Origin of the sequence: Chryseobacterium limigenitum (assembly GCF_900114875.1) — a bacterium.
Classification (GTDB): Bacteria; Bacteroidota; Bacteroidia; order Flavobacteriales; family Weeksellaceae; genus Chryseobacterium; species Chryseobacterium limigenitum.
Genome location: NZ_FPKW01000002.1, coordinates 356,180 through 372,629, shown reverse-complemented (window position 1 = coordinate 372,629; position 16,450 = coordinate 356,180). Strand labels below are relative to the sequence as shown.

Sequence of the window (16,450 nt, the reverse complement as noted above, 5' to 3'; positions counted from 1 at the left end):
CTAACTAACATTTGTTAGGTGTAAATTTAAAAAGAATTTGGGAGGTGACAAAATTTTTATGACTTTCGTCATATTTTGAATGATTCTAAATAATTTTTAAGTTGAGATTTAGTGAAATTTTTACTTCGAATTGTCATTCTTAAAGGAGCGCAGCATAGTGAAGAACCTCTAATACTAAGTTTAGATTCTTCCTTCGTCAGAATGACAAAGACTCCGATAAAAATTTTGGAAAATTTTAGACTTAAAAAAAACTAGTATTTCTGATTTCCCAAAAGTCCAAAAAGAATCTTATCCCTTATTTCATCAGTAATTTCGGTAGTGGATTCAATGTTTCTTTTGAACCAAAAATAGGAATTATTAAGGGTATGAAGAATAAATCTTGTTGTAAAAGTTGGCGATTTGAGTTCCCAGTTTTCAGCTTGATAAATTTCAGAAATCAGTTCTTCAACTTCCTGTTGATACTTTTTTCTTAATTCTACAAATTCAGGAAGTCTTTCCTCCAAATGTTTCCATTCATTAGAATAAATATGCGTGACATCGCGATTTCTGAGAACTATTGATAAATGTTTATCGATGAATAAATTTAATTTATCTTTTGGATTGATGTCTGTATTTTTTACGGTTTGAAGTTCAGTAAAGAAATCATTGGCTATTCCGAAGCAGATCCATTCCAGAATTTCTTCTTTAGAACGGATGTGCGCATATAAAGAAGCAGCCTTAATATTAAGCTTCGTCGCCAAGTCCCTCACAGAGCTGCCCATATACCCTTTCTCTTTGAAAAGTTCTACAGCAACATCTAGTATTTTCCTTTGTTTTTCTTTAAGTTCCATCAATGAAGGCAAAAGTAACTATTTTGATTTTAATATTTGATTTTGAAGGGATAATTTTTAACGCAATGGTCACAAAGTTTTTATTTGAAGTATTGTGTATATTTTCGTTCGCTAAGGCGTTCCACTAAGCTAGGAGAGAGTTATCAATAGGAACGGGCTTTAGCCGAAACTTATAGCTTTCATTTTTAAAACACCCGTCAAAAATTCTTTTAATTTTCGTCACCCCACAAAGGAGAGGAATTTTCTCTGCGCTATTTTTACGATTTATAATATGACGACTTTTCCATCATTTTAAATAAAATTTTTAATTATCGGAAATTTTGTCAAGTTACCATTACGTTAAAAATGCAATATTCGGAAATTTTGTCTCAAATATTTAAAAATTTAATAATAGAATGCTTTTTGCGATAAACTAATCGAATTAAATGATAAATAATTGATAGCGTTAAGAAACTGAGCCTTAAAATTTGGTTTCTTGATGTTTTTAGAAAAATTAATACGAACTTAACCATTACAAAAAATATAAAAATATGAACTTAAATCAATATACAGTAAAATCACAGGAAGCCATCCAGGCGGCACAGCAAGTTGCTATGGAATTCGGCAATCAAAGTATTGAACCTCAACATTTATTGGAGGGAATTTTCCAGATAGATGAAAATATATCGCCTTTCTTATTAAAAAAATCTGAAGCAGATGCCAATTTGGTAAGAGAGCGAAACCGTGAAAATTTAGAAAAGCTTCCAAAAGTACAGGGAGGAAATATTTATCTTTCACAATCTGCAAATAAAGTTTTGCTGGATGCTCCAAACATCGCTAAAAAAATGGGTGATGAATTTGTGACCATCGAACATTTATGGTTATCACTTTTAGAAACCAGTTCAGAAGTTTCGAAGATGCTGAAAGATATGGGCGTAACCAAAAGTCTATTGGAAGGCGGAATTAAAGAATTAAGAAAAGGCAGCACCGCGACATCTGCAAGCTCGGAAGAAACGTATCAGTCCTTAAAAAAATACGCTAAGAACTTCAACGAACTTGCTGCCGAGGGAAAATTAGATCCTGTTATCGGTCGTGATGAAGAAATCAGGAGAGTGTTGCAAATTCTTTCAAGAAGAACAAAGAACAATCCAATATTAATTGGTGAGCCTGGTGTTGGTAAAACCGCAATCGCAGAAGGAATTGCACACAGAATTATCAGCGGAGATATTCCTGAAAATTTAATGGATAAAACTTTGTATTCATTGGATATGGGAGCTTTGATCGCCGGTGCAAAATATAAAGGTGAATTTGAAGAAAGGTTAAAATCAGTTATCAATGAAGTTACAAAATCCGACGGACAAATTATTCTTTTCATCGATGAGATCCACACTTTGGTGGGAGCCGGAGGTGGTGAAGGTGCGATGGATGCAGCAAATATCCTGAAACCTGCTTTGGCAAGAGGAGAATTAAGAGCGATCGGTGCAACGACTTTAAATGAATATCAAAAATATTTTGAAAAAGATAAAGCTTTAGAAAGACGCTTCCAGAAAGTGATGGTGGAAGAACCGGATACTGAATCTGCAATTTCTATTCTTCGTGGAATTAAAGATAAATATGAGGCTCACCACAAAGTAAGAATCAAAGACGAAGCGATTATTGCGGCCGTGGAAATGTCTCAACGATATATTTCAGACCGATTTTTACCGGATAAAGCGATTGACCTGATTGACGAAGCTTCGGCTAAGTTGAGAATGGAAATCAATTCAAAACCTGAAGAACTGGATGTTTTAGACAGAAAACTGATGCAGCTGGAAATTGAATTGGCAGCCATTTCAAGAGAAGGCAATCAGACAAAAATTGACCATTTAAAAGAAGATATTTCTAAAATTTCTGAGGAGAGAAACGAAATTAATGCTAAATGGCTTAAAGAAAAACAAAAATCTGAGGATTTAACCCAGATTAAAAAAGATATTGAATCTCTGAAATTAGAAGCAGAAAGAGCCTCAAGAGCAGGAGATTACGCAAAAGTTGCTGAAATTCAGTACGGAAAAATAAAAGAGAAGGAAGATGCTTTGCAAAAACTAGAATTGGAGATGCAAAACCATCAAAATGAATTGATTAAAGAGGAAGTCACCGCAGACAACATCTCCGAAGTTATCGGAAAATGGACAGGCATTCCTGTTACCAAGTTGCTTCAATCTGAAAGAGAAAAATTATTGCATCTTGAAACTGAGCTTCATCACAGAGTTGTAGGTCAGGAAGAAGCAATTGCAGCGGTTGCAGATGCGATCAGAAGAAACAGAGCCGGATTGAGCGACGAGAAAAAACCAATCGGATCATTCCTTTTCTTAGGAACGACCGGTGTCGGTAAAACTGAGCTTGCAAAAGCATTGGCGGAATTTTTATTCGACGATGAAAACAATATGACAAGAATTGATATGAGTGAATATCAGGAAAGACACAGCGTGTCTAGGCTTGTTGGTGCGCCTCCGGGATATGTGGGATATGATGAAGGCGGTCAGTTGACGGAAGCAGTGAGAAGAAGACCTTATTCAGTTGTGCTTTTAGATGAAATTGAAAAAGCGCATCCTGATGTTTTCAACACGTTGTTACAGGTTTTGGATGACGGTCGTTTGACGGATAATAAAGGTAGAGTGGTGAACTTTAAAAACTCGATTATCATCATGACTTCGAATTTAGGTTCGCACATCATTCAGGAAAATTTTGAGAATATTACCGAAGAGAATCAGGACGAAATTGTTGAGAAAACTAAAATTGAGGTTTTCGACTTATTGAAACAGACTTTACGTCCGGAATTCCTGAACAGAATTGATGAGACGGTATTATTCCAGCCTCTAAGAAAAAAAGAAATCGGAAAAATCGTTCAGTATCAGTTGAGAGGTTATAATGATCTGTTGGCAAAACGAAATATCATTATGACTGCCACTCAGGATGCTGTAGATTATTTAATGAACAAAGGTTATGATCCAGCTTTTGGGGCAAGACCGTTGAAAAGAGTTATTCAACAGGAAGTTTTAAATAAATTATCAAGAGAGATTCTTGCAGGAACGGTGAATGAAGGCGACAGAATCACTTTAGATTATTTCGAAGAAACAGGTTTGGTGTTCAGACCTGCAGAAAAATAAGTAGTTTTTTTCATATATATTATTTTTGTAATAAGTGCCGCAGACCCAATCTGCGGCACTTATTTGTTTATACAAACTCTATTAAACTCTTTATACTTTAAATGAAACAGAACAATCCGTAAAATCACGGAGAATTAATAGGAAAAAAACGTATCATTTAACATAAAAAATTTACGAAATTTGCAATACTAACTAACATTCTACTATAAAAGCTAACATTATGAAAACAAAACCTATCTTTAACGGAGGCACCATCGAGTCAACCGGTACTCCCAACACGATGTCTTCATCATTTGTTCAAAAATTAATTGATAACTACCGTAATAATCAATTAACTGCAATTAATACTAAGTTCGGGATTGAAGACGCTCATTCTATCCGTTTCGATTTAGCAACCTTGAAAAAATTCATTTCAGACATTGAGAATGAAGCGAAAAAAGTAGACTCAGGAATTACTGAAAATGATCTGGGCGTTAGATTTTATTATGCAGCATATCCACAGGCAGACAACTGGGATATCATGGAAAACACTCCGATCGGAACAAACTACGCAGGAAAACATACTTTAGTGATGGTTCCTACACTGAAAATGGGGAATGCTGAAGGAGAAATTTTAAGTTATGACTTCAACCCTTTAGACGCCAATACGTACAATCAAGAAAACAATAATGAAGGGCAGGGAGAAATAATGGCGATGAATAAATCTTTAACAGCTATTTTGTCTCAAAATCACGGAAATCTTATTCCGCCTGATAATACTGTAACAGAATCATTCTAATTTTTTTTATATTTAATCCAATATTAAACTAACACAATGACGGACTTCCAAAAAGTGATATATGAATCTTTGTTCTGGAGTGAGGGTATCGCTGCGCTTATCTCAATTTTATATTATAACCGTATAAAAAATCAGTCTTGGAAGTACTTTGTTTTTTATTTAATATTTATTTTTCTGTGTGAAGCAATTGGAAAATGGGGTTCACTTTTTATTGATTATAATAAACAGGCATTCTACAACTACTTTGTAATTCCCGTTCAATTTATCTTTTTCTTTTGGCTTTATGCCGCGAAATCGTTTGAAAAACAGAAAACATTTTTAATATTATCCGGTATTTATTTACTTTCATTTATACCAAGTGAATTCATTTTGGATACCGATAATGTAATGTTTTCGATCAATTATACATTTGGATGCCTAATTTTGATGATACTCGTTGTAATGGAATATTATAAGCAGATTAATTCATCAAATATTCTTAATTTCAGTAAGAATCCAATGTTTTATATCAATTTAGGAGTAACATTATTTTATATCGGAACTTTACCTTTCTGGACATTTTTCCCTCTTATCAGGACATATAGAGAAATCTACAATATTTATTTTGCTTACTTCCTTATTTCCGGGATCGTTATGTACTTATTATTCTCAATTTCATTTATATGGGGAAAACAGAACTCTTAATAACATTAATCCTATTCAACATATTTTTTGTGTTGTTTGTCGCCGCTATTATGGTTTACATCAGAAAATATAAGCAGCGCAAAAAGGAATATTTAAATGAGATTGAAATAAAAAACGAGATTCATCAGAAAGAACTTCTCGCAACACAGCTGGAAATTCAGCAGGCAACCATGCAGCAGATCGGGCGTGAACTTCATGATAATATCGGGCAAAAATTAACACTTGTAAGCCTTTACACCCAGCAACTTTTATACGAAAATAAAGTTCCCGAGGTCAGCGAAAGAATAGAACAGGTTTCACAGATCATCAACCAATCTTTACAGGATCTGAGGAGTCTTTCAAAAACATTGACAGATGACAACATAAGTCAAAAGGAAATCGTAACTTTAATACAGGAAGAAGTAGACAATACCAACAGCTTTAAAAAGTGTAAAGTAAATTTTCAGCATAATTTCGAAAACCTTGATTTAGACTTTGTTCAGAAAAATATGCTTTTAAGAATTACTCAGGAATTCATTCAGAACAGTATAAAGCATGCAAAATGTAAAAATATTTTCATTAATCTCAACACTTCTGATGAGTCTCTTTGGGAATTAAACATTAAGGATGACGGCTTAGGATTCGACCGCTCGAAGATTACTTCAAACGGAATCGGTTTAACCAACATGAAAAACAGAGCCGAAATCATCGGGGCAGATTTCAGCCTTGAAAGCCAGAAAAACCTTGGAACTACACTCAATATTATTTTAAAAAAACAGCCATGAAAAAAACTATAGTTATTGTTGATGATCACGTACTTATCGCAAAAGCTTTAGAAGGAATTATTGATAATTTTAAAGATTTTGAGGTAATTTATGTTGCTGAAAACGGGAAAGATCTTATACAGAAATTTGAAAATAACAGCAAAATTCCGGATATCATCCTTTTAGATATCAGTATGCCGATTATGGATGGTTTCGAAACCGTATTCTGGCTGAAAGAGAATCATCCGAACATCAAAGTAATGGCGCTGAGCATGCAGGGCGACGATAAAAGTGTCATTAAAATGATCAAAAACGGAGCAAAAGGTTATTTACTGAAAAACACTCACCCAAAGGAACTTGAGAACGCTCTTATTAAATTAAATTCAGACGGTTTTTTCTATCCGGAATGGGCTTCAAAGATCATTTTCTCCAACATGAATAATGATAAAGGTACCGAAAATGGTGTAAGAATTTCTGACCGCGAAAAAGAGTTTCTACGATACACTGTAACCGAGCTCAGTTATAAAGAAATCGCCGATAAAATGTGCTGCAGTCCGAGAACAGTTGAAAGTTACAGAGATCAGCTTTGCGATAAATTAGACTTAAAAACGCGTGTCGGTTTGGCAGTTTTTGCTATTAAAAATGGTTTTGCAGAATCATAATTTAAATATTTTTCAAATACACATTTAAACATAAAAAAAATCCTTTTCGGTCTGAAAAGGATTTTTTCTTTATTTAATTTTTTCTATAAATTCTTAAAATTATCTGCCTGCGTGTAATCCATAAAAAGACCACCGTCTAAATTCACAGATTTCACTTTCTTTTTAATAGGAATCGTTAAAACAGCCTGCTTTTGGTCTTTTTCCCAAAGTGATGGTGAAAAATGAAGTTTTTCCACAGTTCCGTCTTCATAGGTTAATATCGCTTCAAAAGGAATGGCAAAACCGCCTACATTATCAATATTAACGGTTAAAAGATCATTCAGCTGAGAAACGTTGGCAATTTTTAAATCAATATAATTATTGGTGTAAAACCAGTTATTAAAGAACCAATTCAGGTTTTTTCCTGAACCTGCATTCATAGAATAAAAATAATCCCACGGAATTGGGTGTTTTCCATTCCAGTTGTCCATATAGTGATGCAATGCTTTTTTGAAAACTTCATCACCAAGATAATCTTTCAACGCTAAATAAGACAGAGATGCTTTTACATAAGAATTGTTTCCATAACCAGCTCCACTTACCTGCGTACTCATGGAAATAATCGGCTGATCTTGTTCTGCAGAAGGATCGCTGATCCATTTTTTCACCCTGAAATTTTGATAAAATTCTTTGGCTGCAGCTTCCCCATTTTCATCAATTCCGATTAAATATTCCAAAGTCGTTGCCCAGCCTTCATCCATAAAAGCATAACGCGTTTCGTTGATGCCCATGTAGAAAGGGAAATAAGTGTGTGCAATTTCGTGATCTGCCGTTAATCTCGCATCCTGAAAATTATCCGGAACGGTTGAATCATTGATCATCATTGGATATTCCATATCAGCATATCCCTGAATTGCTGTCATAACATTATAAGGATATTCCACACCCGGCCAATTTTTTGAGAACCAATCCAGGTTGTAACGCATCCATTCCACATAATGCTCAAAATCTTTTGCTCCGGCCTTATAACCTGCCTGAACGCTGGCTCTTTTCGTTTTTAACTGAACACTGGCCGCATCCCAAACATAATGATTACTTAATGCAAAGCAGAAATCGGTAATATTATTGGCTTTAAATTTCCAGATATTCCATTTATTTTGCTTGGTTACTTTTCCTGATTTCATTTCCTGTTCGGTAGCAACGTGTAGTACTTTGTCACTTTTTAAGGAAGATTTATATCTTTTTAAATATTCCGGTTGAAGAACAGCATCAGGATTTAAGAAATCTCCAGTTGACCAAACCACATAATTTTTCGGAGCTGTAATTGCAAAATTATAATCATTAAAATCGTTGTAAAACTCCTGTCTGTCGGAGTGCGGAAGCATATCCCAACCGTTGTAATCATCATACACAGAAATTCTTGGAAAAGAATAGGCAACATAGAAAGTTTCGGGATCAATTTGACCTTCTCTTCCACTTTGCACGGATAACGGATATTCCCATTCAATTCTAACCTCAGCTTTCGATTTTGATTTTAAAACTGAATTTAATTTTACTTTTTCAACCGTTCCCCAATCTTCACTATTGACTACGTATTTTTCACCATTTACGATAAAAGATTTGATATGCAGACCTGACGAAAGAAAATCTTTTGAAGTAAATCCCGATCTCGGAGCCTGTGGTTTATGTAAATTATTTACGAATCTTATCGCTAATTCATTCAGATCATTCGGGCTGTTGTTGGTATAAACAATTGTTTCTTTCCCCGAGACGATTTTTGTGTTGGCATCAACCTTTACCTCAACATTATAAATCCCTTTGTTTTGCCAGTAATTTTTCCCGGGAGCCCCGGAAATATCTCTTGTCCCGTTTTCATAAGCCTTCTTAATATTTCTCGGCATATATAATTCCTGCGCAGAAATCTGACAAGAAACTGCAAAAGCAAACGCTAAAATTATCCCTCTCATTTCAATTATTTTACAATAAGTATTCAATTTAACATAAAAGTAACAAAAATGGCAATATCTAGGGATGCTTTGCATTAAAAAGTTTTTCAGTTTCTTTAATTTAACCATTCTTCCAATTTAAAATACAAGCACGACATTAGAATAATATTAACAAATTTCATTATAAAAAGAAACTTTATATTTATTATCTTCAAACAGTAAAAGAGTATTTTACAACTTAGATAATAGTGTTCTAATTGATTGATTGATTAAAAAAATAAAATGATGATCGATTTAAAAAAAGCAATTCATTCAAAACCTATTAGATTGCCAAGGAAGCCCGATAACAATGCATGACCTAGAAATCAGAAAAAAATAAGCTTCATTCAATTGAATAAAGCTTATTATATAGGTTTAATTTAAATTTTCCATTAAAACTGTAAATCAACCAAGACCGGAAAATGATCGGAAGGATACAATAAATTTTCTCTTCTGTCATTGATGTGTCTGTGAGATATTATTTTAAAGCCTTTTACAAAAATATAGTCGATTCTGTCTTTCGGAACTTCATTAACATTGAAAGCTGTAAAAGTGCCCACCGGACCATAATGTTTGGCTTCTGAATGAGAAAAACTGTCTTTCATATTTTGAGAAAGAATTTTAATCGGTTCTGTATCATCAGTTAAATTAAAATCTCCACTCAATGTTACAGGTAAATTTTTAGGATTGATTTCCTTGATTTTCTTTAAAATTAAATCTGCAGATTTCACTCTTGCCACATTTCCGATATGATCAAAGTGAAGGTTCATGGCTAAAAATTCTTTCTTTGATTTTTTATCTTTAAAAACAGCATACGTACAAACTCTGTTGTAAGCGGCATCCCAACCTTTTGATGGTTTTTCAGGCGTTTCGGAAAGCCAAAATGTTCCTGAATTTAAGACTTGAAGACTGTTTGTATCATAGAATATAGCGGAAAATTCTCCTTTTTCTTTTCCATCATCTCTTCCAACGCCAACATAATCGTAGTTTTTCAATCCGCTTTTGATGTCTTTCATCTGTTCGGGAAGCGCTTCCTGAACTCCGAAATAATCTGGATGATAATAATTCAATAAATCTACTGCATCTTGTTTTCTCTCTGTCCATGCATTTTCCTTATCCGATTCTACCTGAAGCCTGATGTTGAAACTCATCACTTTAAGATCCTGCGAAAATCCCAATGCAAAAAGCATCAGAAATATTATTGAAAATCTGAAATTCATATTCATCTGTTTTAAATTAATAAGCCACAAAAATAAAACTTCTCCGCGAGAGAGAAGTTTTAGATGTATAATTATTATGTTAATTCTTGCAATAAGCAAAATTAACTCACCCCTTATCATTCAAAACCTATAACTTTTATCAGTTTGATTTTTTTGCTTTAATCATTGCTTCCAGCGCATCCCACATTTCCTGCGGAATATCTTCCAGCATATTAAATTCTCCTGCACCCTGCAACCACTCACCACCATCGATTGTTACAACTTCACCATTCACAAAAGATGAAAAATCAGAAACCAGATAAGCGGCAAGATTGGCCAATTCCTGATGTTCTCCTACTCTTTTAAGAGGATTTTTCTTCGCTAAATCAAACTGATCTTTCATATCTCCCGGAAGTAATCTGTCCCACGCTCCTTTTGTAGGAAAAGGTCCCGGCGCAATTGCATTGAATCGAATATTATATTTCCCCCACTCCACGGCAAGAGATCTTGTCATTGCCAGCACCCCTGCTTTTGCACAGGCGGATGGAACAACATAGGCAGAACCTGTCCAAGCGTAAGTTGTTACGATATTTAAAACGGTTCCCGGAGTTTTTGAATCGATCCAGTGTTTTCCAACTGAAAGTGTGCAGTTTTTTGTTCCTTTCAGCACAATATCTAAAATAGAATCAAAAGCAGAATGCGTCAATCTTTCTGTTGGAGAGATAAAATTTCCGGCTGCGTTATTTAATAGAATATCAATTCTGCCGAATTCTTTTAGAGTAGCTTCTTTCATCGCTTCTACCTCATCCCAATTTCTTACATCACATGCTACGCAAAGAACTTTTCCACCAGTTTCTTCTTCCAATTCTTTTGCAGTTCCCTGTAATTTCTCCAAATTTCTGGAAGTGATTACCACTTTTGCTCCCAATTGAAGAAAATATTTGGTCATTGCTTTTCCAAGACCGCTTCCACCGCCTGTAACGATGGCTACTTTATCTTTCAGTGCATCTTCACGCAACATCGGTTGTGTATATAGATTCATATCGTTTTAATTTTTTCCTAAAAATAACAAATATTAAAATGCAAAGTTTTAAAATATGTTTATAAATAATGCCATAAATAGTTATTCTCCCTGTTCTACGCGAAAAAGCAGTGTTTCGTAAATAAAAAACAGCCCAATAATTACTTATCAGGCTGTAAAATTTGTTAAAAAAACTAATTATGCAGTAACTGTTCCCTTAAACGAAAGTGTTTTAGGAGTTTTACTTTCGCTTGTTGTAACATTAACCGTTTTCATGAATGGGCCTGCAGCTGCAGCATTAAAACTTGCTTCTACAAATCCTTTTTTACCTGGAAGAATAGGCGTTTTAGTATAATCTGCAGTAGTGCATCCACAAGATGGCGCTACATTTTCTATAACAATAGGCTTTTTAGATGTATTCGTAAATTCGAATCTGATTAACTTCGGTTTTCCCTGAGGAATATTTCCAACGTCAATAGATTCTGATTTCCATGTAATATCGGCTGCAATTGTTCTTACAACAGGAGTTCCTTCAGCAGGAAATACATTTGCGTAAAATGGAGAGCATGCTAACACTGCTAAAAGAGCTGTAATTTTTAAATTTTTCATGTGTATAAATTTTATTAATAGTTAAATATAAAACAATTATTATTTTTTGATATAGCAAATGTAAAGCTGATTGCTAGTTCAACATGTTAACCGCTATCAAACATTTGTTAATAAGTTGTTAATGATAAAAGATTAATAGATATTTTTGGATAATATTGCTTCATTAAATGGAAATAAAGAAACTCAATATTATTATTACCCTCGGCTTTGTTGCTATTATCGGAATTTTGATAGCCCAACTTCTATGGACCAGACAAGCCTATAATATTGAGGATAAAAAGTTTAATCAAACCGTAAATATCGCTTTACTCGAAGTCGTGGAAAAATTATCAGGAGGAAAAACTTCTTTTAGTGAAAGTCCGGTACAGAATATTTCCAACGACTATTATGTGGTTAATATTAATAATGAATTTCATCCCGCCGTGCTGGAACATTATTTGAGAACGGAATTTACACGTTTACAGATAAATACAGATTACGTTTACGCATTATACAATTGTCATAGCGACCAGATGATGTATGGAAAATATATCTCGTCCCATCAGGAAAGTCCTAACACGAAGATGATTAAATTTCCAAAACATAAAAATTTAGTCTATTATTTCTCCATCCGTTTTCCGGATAAAACTACGTATCTTATCAGTTCATTACGTTTTTGGTATATACTCACCTTTGCCCTTATTATTATTCTTTTAGTATATGTTTATTCTATATATACCATTATTCAGCAAAAAAAATTCTCAGAACTGCAGCGTGATTTTATCAATAACATGACCCACGAGTTTAAAACTCCTCTTTCTTCCATACTTTTGGCTTCAGAAGCACTCACAAAGCAGCAGCTTATAAAGGAAAATCCTAAACTACAAACCTACACCTCCATCATTACCGATCAAGGCTATAAGCTTAATAATCATATCGAAAAAATATTGAATATTGCTAAAAATGATGCTTCCGGACTGCTATTAAAACCTCAGAAAATACTTCTATTGCCATTTATTCAGGAAATTGTCGACACGATAAAGCAAAAGAATGAAAATCTTTCTATCCAAATAGAAATTGATGGTAATACGTCAATCATTGCTGATGAATTTCACTTTACAAATATCATTTATAATATTTTAGACAACTCCATTAAATACTGTGAAACGATACCCAATATTATAATTTCTTCCTTTAAAGATTCAAAAGGATTATATTTAAAATTTAAAGATAACGGGATGGGAATTCCGCCTAAAAATATTCCTCATATTTTTGATAAATTTTACAGAGTAAATACAAAAAAGAGTGATGAGGTAAACGGTTTTGGATTAGGTTTATTTTATGTAAAAAAAATCGTTCAGCAACATAACTGGAAAATTTCAGTTGAAAATAATAAGGATGAAGGGATTACGATAACTCTATTTTTACCGTCTTAAAAACATCAGTGCAAACCATGGAAAAATCTAAAATTTTATATGCAGAAGATGATAACACGATAGCCTTCCTGATTCAGGATAGCCTGGAAAGTTATTATGAAATAGACTGTTATCCTGACGGAAAATCAGCACTTGAAGCATTCAATAGCAAAACTTTTGACATTTGCCTTTTAGATATTATGATGCCCGAAATGAACGGGTTTGAACTGGCACAATGCATCCGCGATAAAAACTCTGAGATCCCCATTATTTTTATTTCAGCAAAAGCTTTAAAAGAAGACAGGATTAAAGGTTTGAAAATTGGCGCAGATGATTATCTGGTAAAACCTTTCAGTATTGAAGAACTTATTCTGAAAATTGAAGTTTTCCTGAAACGCTCAAAGAAAACAAACTCTTCTCCATCAAAATACAAAGTCGGGAAATATGACTTTGATCCTAAAAACTATACTTTACAAGATACATTAAGCACAATTACCCTTACCCAAAGAGAATCTGAACTGTTATTATATTTTATCAACCATAAGAACAGCGTTGTAAAAAGACAAGACATCCTTAAAGCTATTTGGGGAGATGATGATTACTTTATGGGACGAAGTCTTGACGTATTTATTTCGAGATTGCGAAAATTATTGGCTGATGAGCAAAATGTAATCATTGAAAATCTACATGGAATAGGTTTCCGGTTTTCTGAAAAATGATAAACAGATCTGTTGGAAAATCGCAAAGACGCAAGTTTTAATTAAAAATACCGTTTATAAGGCGCAAGGATTTTATCTTCGATAAAATTTAGGATCGGAAAATTATTGCAGAGTTAATATAACATAACACTTGCTGAAAATCTTTGATTTTATTGCGTCTTAAAATGCATAAATATCATAAACCTTTGCGCCTTTGCGATTTTCCAACAAAAATATTTTGCCGTGATTTTAGCCTGAATTTAAAACGATAAATAATTATCCTTTGATTTTGATTACTTTTATCATTAGAAAATTTACTTATCCATGAAAAATTCGGGAACTTCTGTTTTTCTACTATTTTTATTATTTAGTTTAAATCTTAAAGCTCAGCAATTCGAAAAGCTCTATCAATATGTAAATCCATTGATCGGAACTGAAAAAATGGGACACACCTATCCTGGAGCAACCGCACCTTTCGGAGCCGTACAATTAAGCCCTGAAACAGATACTATTTCCTATGAACTCAACGGAAGATACAACGGTGAAGTCTATAAATATTGCGCAGGGTATCGTTACGAAGACAAAACGATTGTAGGATTCAGTTCTACCCATTTTAGCGGAACAGGACATTCTGATTTGGGAGATTTTTTGATCATGCCAACAGTTGGAAAATTACAATTGAATCCCGGAACTTCTTCAAATCCCGAAACTGGCTACAGAAGTAAATTCTCTCATCAAAACGAAAAAGCAGAAGCAGGATATTATAAAGTAAAGCTTGACGATCATAATATTTTGGCTGAATTAACCGCCACAACCAGAGTCGGAGTTCATCGATATACTTTCCCGAAATCTGACCAAGCTCATATTATTTTGGATCTGATGGCCGGAATTTACAATTATGATGGTAAAAATGTTTGGACGTATGTTCGCGTAGAAAACGGAAATACCATCACAGGCTACCGACAAACCAATGGTTGGGCAAGAACGAGAACGGTTTATTTTGCCATGAAATTTTCAAAGCCATTTAAATCTTATGGTCAGAAAAATTACGACGGAAAGCAAGTTTACAATGGTTTTTGGCGAAAATTTGACCAAACCAAAAATTTTCCGGAGATCGCTGGAAAGAACGTAAAAATGTATTTCGATTTTGATACCAATGAAAATGAAACCATTGAAGTTAAATTAGCCATTTCACCCGTAAGTCAAGCGAATGCTTTGGAAAATTTAGAAAAAGAAGCCGGAAATTTATCTTTTGATCAAGTCAAAGCACAAACGCAGGAAAATTGGAATCAAGAATTAAATAAAATTGTCATTAAAGGCTCTGAAACTGAAAAGACAAATTTTTATACTGCGATGTATCATACGTTTATCAATCCGACCACATACACAGATGTTAACGGAGAGTACAAAGGTTTAGATCAAAACATTCACAAAGCAGAAGGTTTTACCAATTATACAACCTTCTCGATTTGGGATACTTATCGTGCGCTTCATCCATTTTTTAATATTATTCAACCGAAACGAAATAATGATATGGTAAAATCGATGATGGCTCATTACGATCAATTTTCAATGAAAATGTTGCCGATCTGGTCGCATTATGCGAATGACAATTGGTGCATGAGCGGTTATCACAGTGTGAGCGTAGTTGCCGATGCCATTATTAAAGGAAATTATAAGGGTGACGCAAAAGCTGCGTTAATGGCTTGCGTTGAAACAGCCAGCAAAAGAGATTATGAAGGCATCGGGCAATATATTGATTTGGGATATATTCCTGCAGAAAAAAGTGGAACTTCAGTTTCCAATACCTTAGAATATGCTTATGACGACTGGGCAATTGCTCAATTGGCGAAACATTTGGGAGAAACAGAAATTTACAACAAATTCATCAAACTTTCTGAAAACTGGAAAAACAATTTTGATAAAACGATCGGATTTATGCGTCCTCGTTTAGCAGATGGAAGTTTCAAAAAAGATTTTAATGCTTTGAGTACACACGGACAAAGCTTCATTGAAGGAAATTCTTGGAATTACAGTTTCTTCGTTCCTCAAAATCCGGATGAATTAATAAAAATGATGGGCGGAAAGAAAAAATTCGCTTCAAAATTAGATGAATTGTTTACGATGCATTTACCTGACGAGTTTTTCGCAGATACAGAAGACATTACAAGAGAAGGAATCATCGGCGGATATGTTCACGGAAACGAACCGGCCCATCACGTTGCTTATTTCTACAATTGGGCAGGACAACCGTGGAAAACTCAGGCACAGATCAGACGTATTCTAGAAATGCAATACAAAGCCACTCCCGATGGATTGGGCGGAAATGACGATACCGGACAAATGAGCGCTTGGTATATTTTGAGTTCGCTTGGTTTTTATCCGGTTGCTCCGGGTTCGGAAGATTACGCGATTGGAAGTCCGGCAATTGATCATGCGATTTTGAATTTAGAAAACGGAAAAACTTTTGAAGTTGAAGCGATCAATCAAAGTCCGAAGAATGTATATGTTGAAAAAATTCTTCTCAACGGAAAAGAAATAAAAAACTTTACATTGAAACATTCTGATATTATGGATGGCGGAAAATTGAGTTTCTATATGAGTGCTAAACCTAAAAAATAATTTGTTTAAACACAAATTACACTAATGTTTTGCACTAATTTTCACAAATAATTAAGTGTAAGTTTGTCATTCTGATCGTAGCGATAGCGGAGTGAAGAATCTCTTTTTAACGCAAGGTTCG

The 16,450-nt window shown here is 34.1% G+C and carries 13 protein-coding genes; 8 read left to right on the top strand and 5 right to left on the bottom strand.

The window, feature by feature from the left end:
* Nucleotides 1-251 precede the first annotated feature (251 nt).
* The gene (locus tag BT156_RS04435) at nucleotides 252-830 is read right to left on the bottom strand and encodes a TetR/AcrR family transcriptional regulator (protein WP_072407561.1); all 579 of its coding nucleotides are present in this window, start codon (nucleotides 828-830) and stop codon (nucleotides 252-254) included.
* A gap of 530 nt (nucleotides 831-1,360) precedes the next feature.
* On the opposite strand from BT156_RS04435, the gene clpB reads away from it, so the two are divergent.
* From clpB to BT156_RS04410, 5 genes are all read left to right on the top strand, one after another.
* Nucleotides 1,361-3,955, top strand: coding sequence for an ATP-dependent chaperone ClpB (gene clpB / locus BT156_RS04430; RefSeq protein WP_072407559.1), 2,595 nt, complete (start codon nucleotides 1,361-1,363; stop codon nucleotides 3,953-3,955).
* A gap of 220 nt (nucleotides 3,956-4,175) precedes the next feature.
* Nucleotides 4,176-4,733 (top strand): hypothetical protein, encoded by a 558-nt coding sequence (locus BT156_RS04425; protein ID WP_072407557.1) that lies wholly within the window; start codon nucleotides 4,176-4,178, stop codon nucleotides 4,731-4,733.
* A 36-nt stretch (nucleotides 4,734-4,769) separates the two neighbouring features.
* Complete coding sequence (locus BT156_RS04420; RefSeq protein WP_072407555.1) at nucleotides 4,770-5,417, top strand: hypothetical protein; 648 nt, start codon at nucleotides 4,770-4,772, stop codon at nucleotides 5,415-5,417.
* Entirely contained in the window at nucleotides 5,396-6,181 is a 786-nt protein-coding gene (locus tag BT156_RS04415) for a sensor histidine kinase (RefSeq protein WP_072407553.1), read from the top strand. Before BT156_RS04420 ends, BT156_RS04415 begins: the two co-directional genes overlap by 22 nt.
* Nucleotides 6,178-6,822 (top strand): response regulator transcription factor, encoded by a 645-nt coding sequence (locus BT156_RS04410; RefSeq protein WP_072407552.1) that lies wholly within the window; start codon nucleotides 6,178-6,180, stop codon nucleotides 6,820-6,822. Before BT156_RS04415 ends, BT156_RS04410 begins: the two co-directional genes overlap by 4 nt.
* A gap of 83 nt (nucleotides 6,823-6,905) precedes the next feature.
* Here the strand turns inward: BT156_RS04410 and BT156_RS04405 are convergent, their stop codons facing one another.
* The 4 genes from BT156_RS04405 to BT156_RS04390 all read right to left on the bottom strand — a co-directional run bounded on the left by BT156_RS04405 (nucleotide 6,906) and on the right by BT156_RS04390 (nucleotide 11,615).
* Nucleotides 6,906-8,768, bottom strand: coding sequence for a M1 family metallopeptidase (locus tag BT156_RS04405; protein WP_072407550.1), 1,863 nt, complete (start codon nucleotides 8,766-8,768; stop codon nucleotides 6,906-6,908).
* A gap of 410 nt (nucleotides 8,769-9,178) precedes the next feature.
* Complete coding sequence (locus BT156_RS04400) at nucleotides 9,179-10,006, bottom strand: endonuclease/exonuclease/phosphatase family protein (protein WP_072407548.1); 828 nt, start codon at nucleotides 10,004-10,006, stop codon at nucleotides 9,179-9,181.
* Between the two features lie 139 nt (nucleotides 10,007-10,145).
* The gene (locus tag BT156_RS04395; protein ID WP_072407546.1) at nucleotides 10,146-11,027 is read right to left on the bottom strand and encodes an SDR family oxidoreductase; all 882 of its coding nucleotides are present in this window, start codon (nucleotides 11,025-11,027) and stop codon (nucleotides 10,146-10,148) included.
* A 177-nt stretch (nucleotides 11,028-11,204) separates the two neighbouring features.
* Nucleotides 11,205-11,615: a DUF1573 domain-containing protein gene (locus tag BT156_RS04390; protein ID WP_054511942.1), complete on the bottom strand. Its 411-nt coding sequence runs from the start codon at nucleotides 11,613-11,615 to the stop codon at nucleotides 11,205-11,207.
* A 167-nt stretch (nucleotides 11,616-11,782) separates the two neighbouring features.
* On the opposite strand from BT156_RS04390, the gene BT156_RS04385 reads away from it, so the two are divergent.
* The 3 genes from BT156_RS04385 (at nucleotide 11,783) to BT156_RS04375 (ending at nucleotide 16,329) form a co-directional block, all read left to right on the top strand.
* Nucleotides 11,783-13,030, top strand: a complete 1,248-nt coding sequence (locus tag BT156_RS04385; protein WP_072407544.1) for a sensor histidine kinase — start codon at nucleotides 11,783-11,785, stop codon at nucleotides 13,028-13,030.
* Nucleotides 13,031-13,047: 17 nt separating this feature from the next.
* Complete coding sequence (locus BT156_RS04380; protein WP_072407542.1) at nucleotides 13,048-13,728, top strand: response regulator transcription factor; 681 nt, start codon at nucleotides 13,048-13,050, stop codon at nucleotides 13,726-13,728.
* 303 nt (nucleotides 13,729-14,031) lie between these two features.
* Nucleotides 14,032-16,329, top strand: coding sequence for a GH92 family glycosyl hydrolase (locus tag BT156_RS04375; RefSeq protein WP_072407540.1), 2,298 nt, complete (start codon nucleotides 14,032-14,034; stop codon nucleotides 16,327-16,329).
* Nucleotides 16,330-16,450 lie beyond the last annotated feature (121 nt).

What these genes read in the sequence shown, in the direction of transcription:
- BT156_RS04435 (WP_072407561.1), bottom strand. Translation starts at nt 830, where the DNA reads ATGGAACTTAAAGAAAAACAAAGGAAAATACTAGATGTTGCTGTAGAA.
- clpB (WP_072407559.1), top strand. Translation starts at nt 1,361, where the DNA reads ATGAACTTAAATCAATATACAGTAAAATCACAGGAAGCCATCCAGGCG.
- BT156_RS04425 (WP_072407557.1), top strand. Translation starts at nt 4,176, where the DNA reads ATGAAAACAAAACCTATCTTTAACGGAGGCACCATCGAGTCAACCGGT.
- BT156_RS04420 (WP_072407555.1), top strand. Translation starts at nt 4,770, where the DNA reads ATGACGGACTTCCAAAAAGTGATATATGAATCTTTGTTCTGGAGTGAG.
- BT156_RS04415 (WP_072407553.1), top strand. Translation starts at nt 5,396, where the DNA reads ATGGGGAAAACAGAACTCTTAATAACATTAATCCTATTCAACATATTT.
- BT156_RS04410 (WP_072407552.1), top strand. Translation starts at nt 6,178, where the DNA reads ATGAAAAAAACTATAGTTATTGTTGATGATCACGTACTTATCGCAAAA.
- BT156_RS04405 (WP_072407550.1), bottom strand. Translation starts at nt 8,768, where the DNA reads ATGAGAGGGATAATTTTAGCGTTTGCTTTTGCAGTTTCTTGTCAGATT.
- BT156_RS04400 (WP_072407548.1), bottom strand. Translation starts at nt 10,006, where the DNA reads ATGAATTTCAGATTTTCAATAATATTTCTGATGCTTTTTGCATTGGGA.
- BT156_RS04395 (WP_072407546.1), bottom strand. Translation starts at nt 11,027, where the DNA reads ATGAATCTATATACACAACCGATGTTGCGTGAAGATGCACTGAAAGAT.
- BT156_RS04390 (WP_054511942.1), bottom strand. Translation starts at nt 11,615, where the DNA reads ATGAAAAATTTAAAAATTACAGCTCTTTTAGCAGTGTTAGCATGCTCT.
- BT156_RS04385 (WP_072407544.1), top strand. Translation starts at nt 11,783, where the DNA reads ATGGAAATAAAGAAACTCAATATTATTATTACCCTCGGCTTTGTTGCT.
- BT156_RS04380 (WP_072407542.1), top strand. Translation starts at nt 13,048, where the DNA reads ATGGAAAAATCTAAAATTTTATATGCAGAAGATGATAACACGATAGCC.
- BT156_RS04375 (WP_072407540.1), top strand. Translation starts at nt 14,032, where the DNA reads ATGAAAAATTCGGGAACTTCTGTTTTTCTACTATTTTTATTATTTAGT.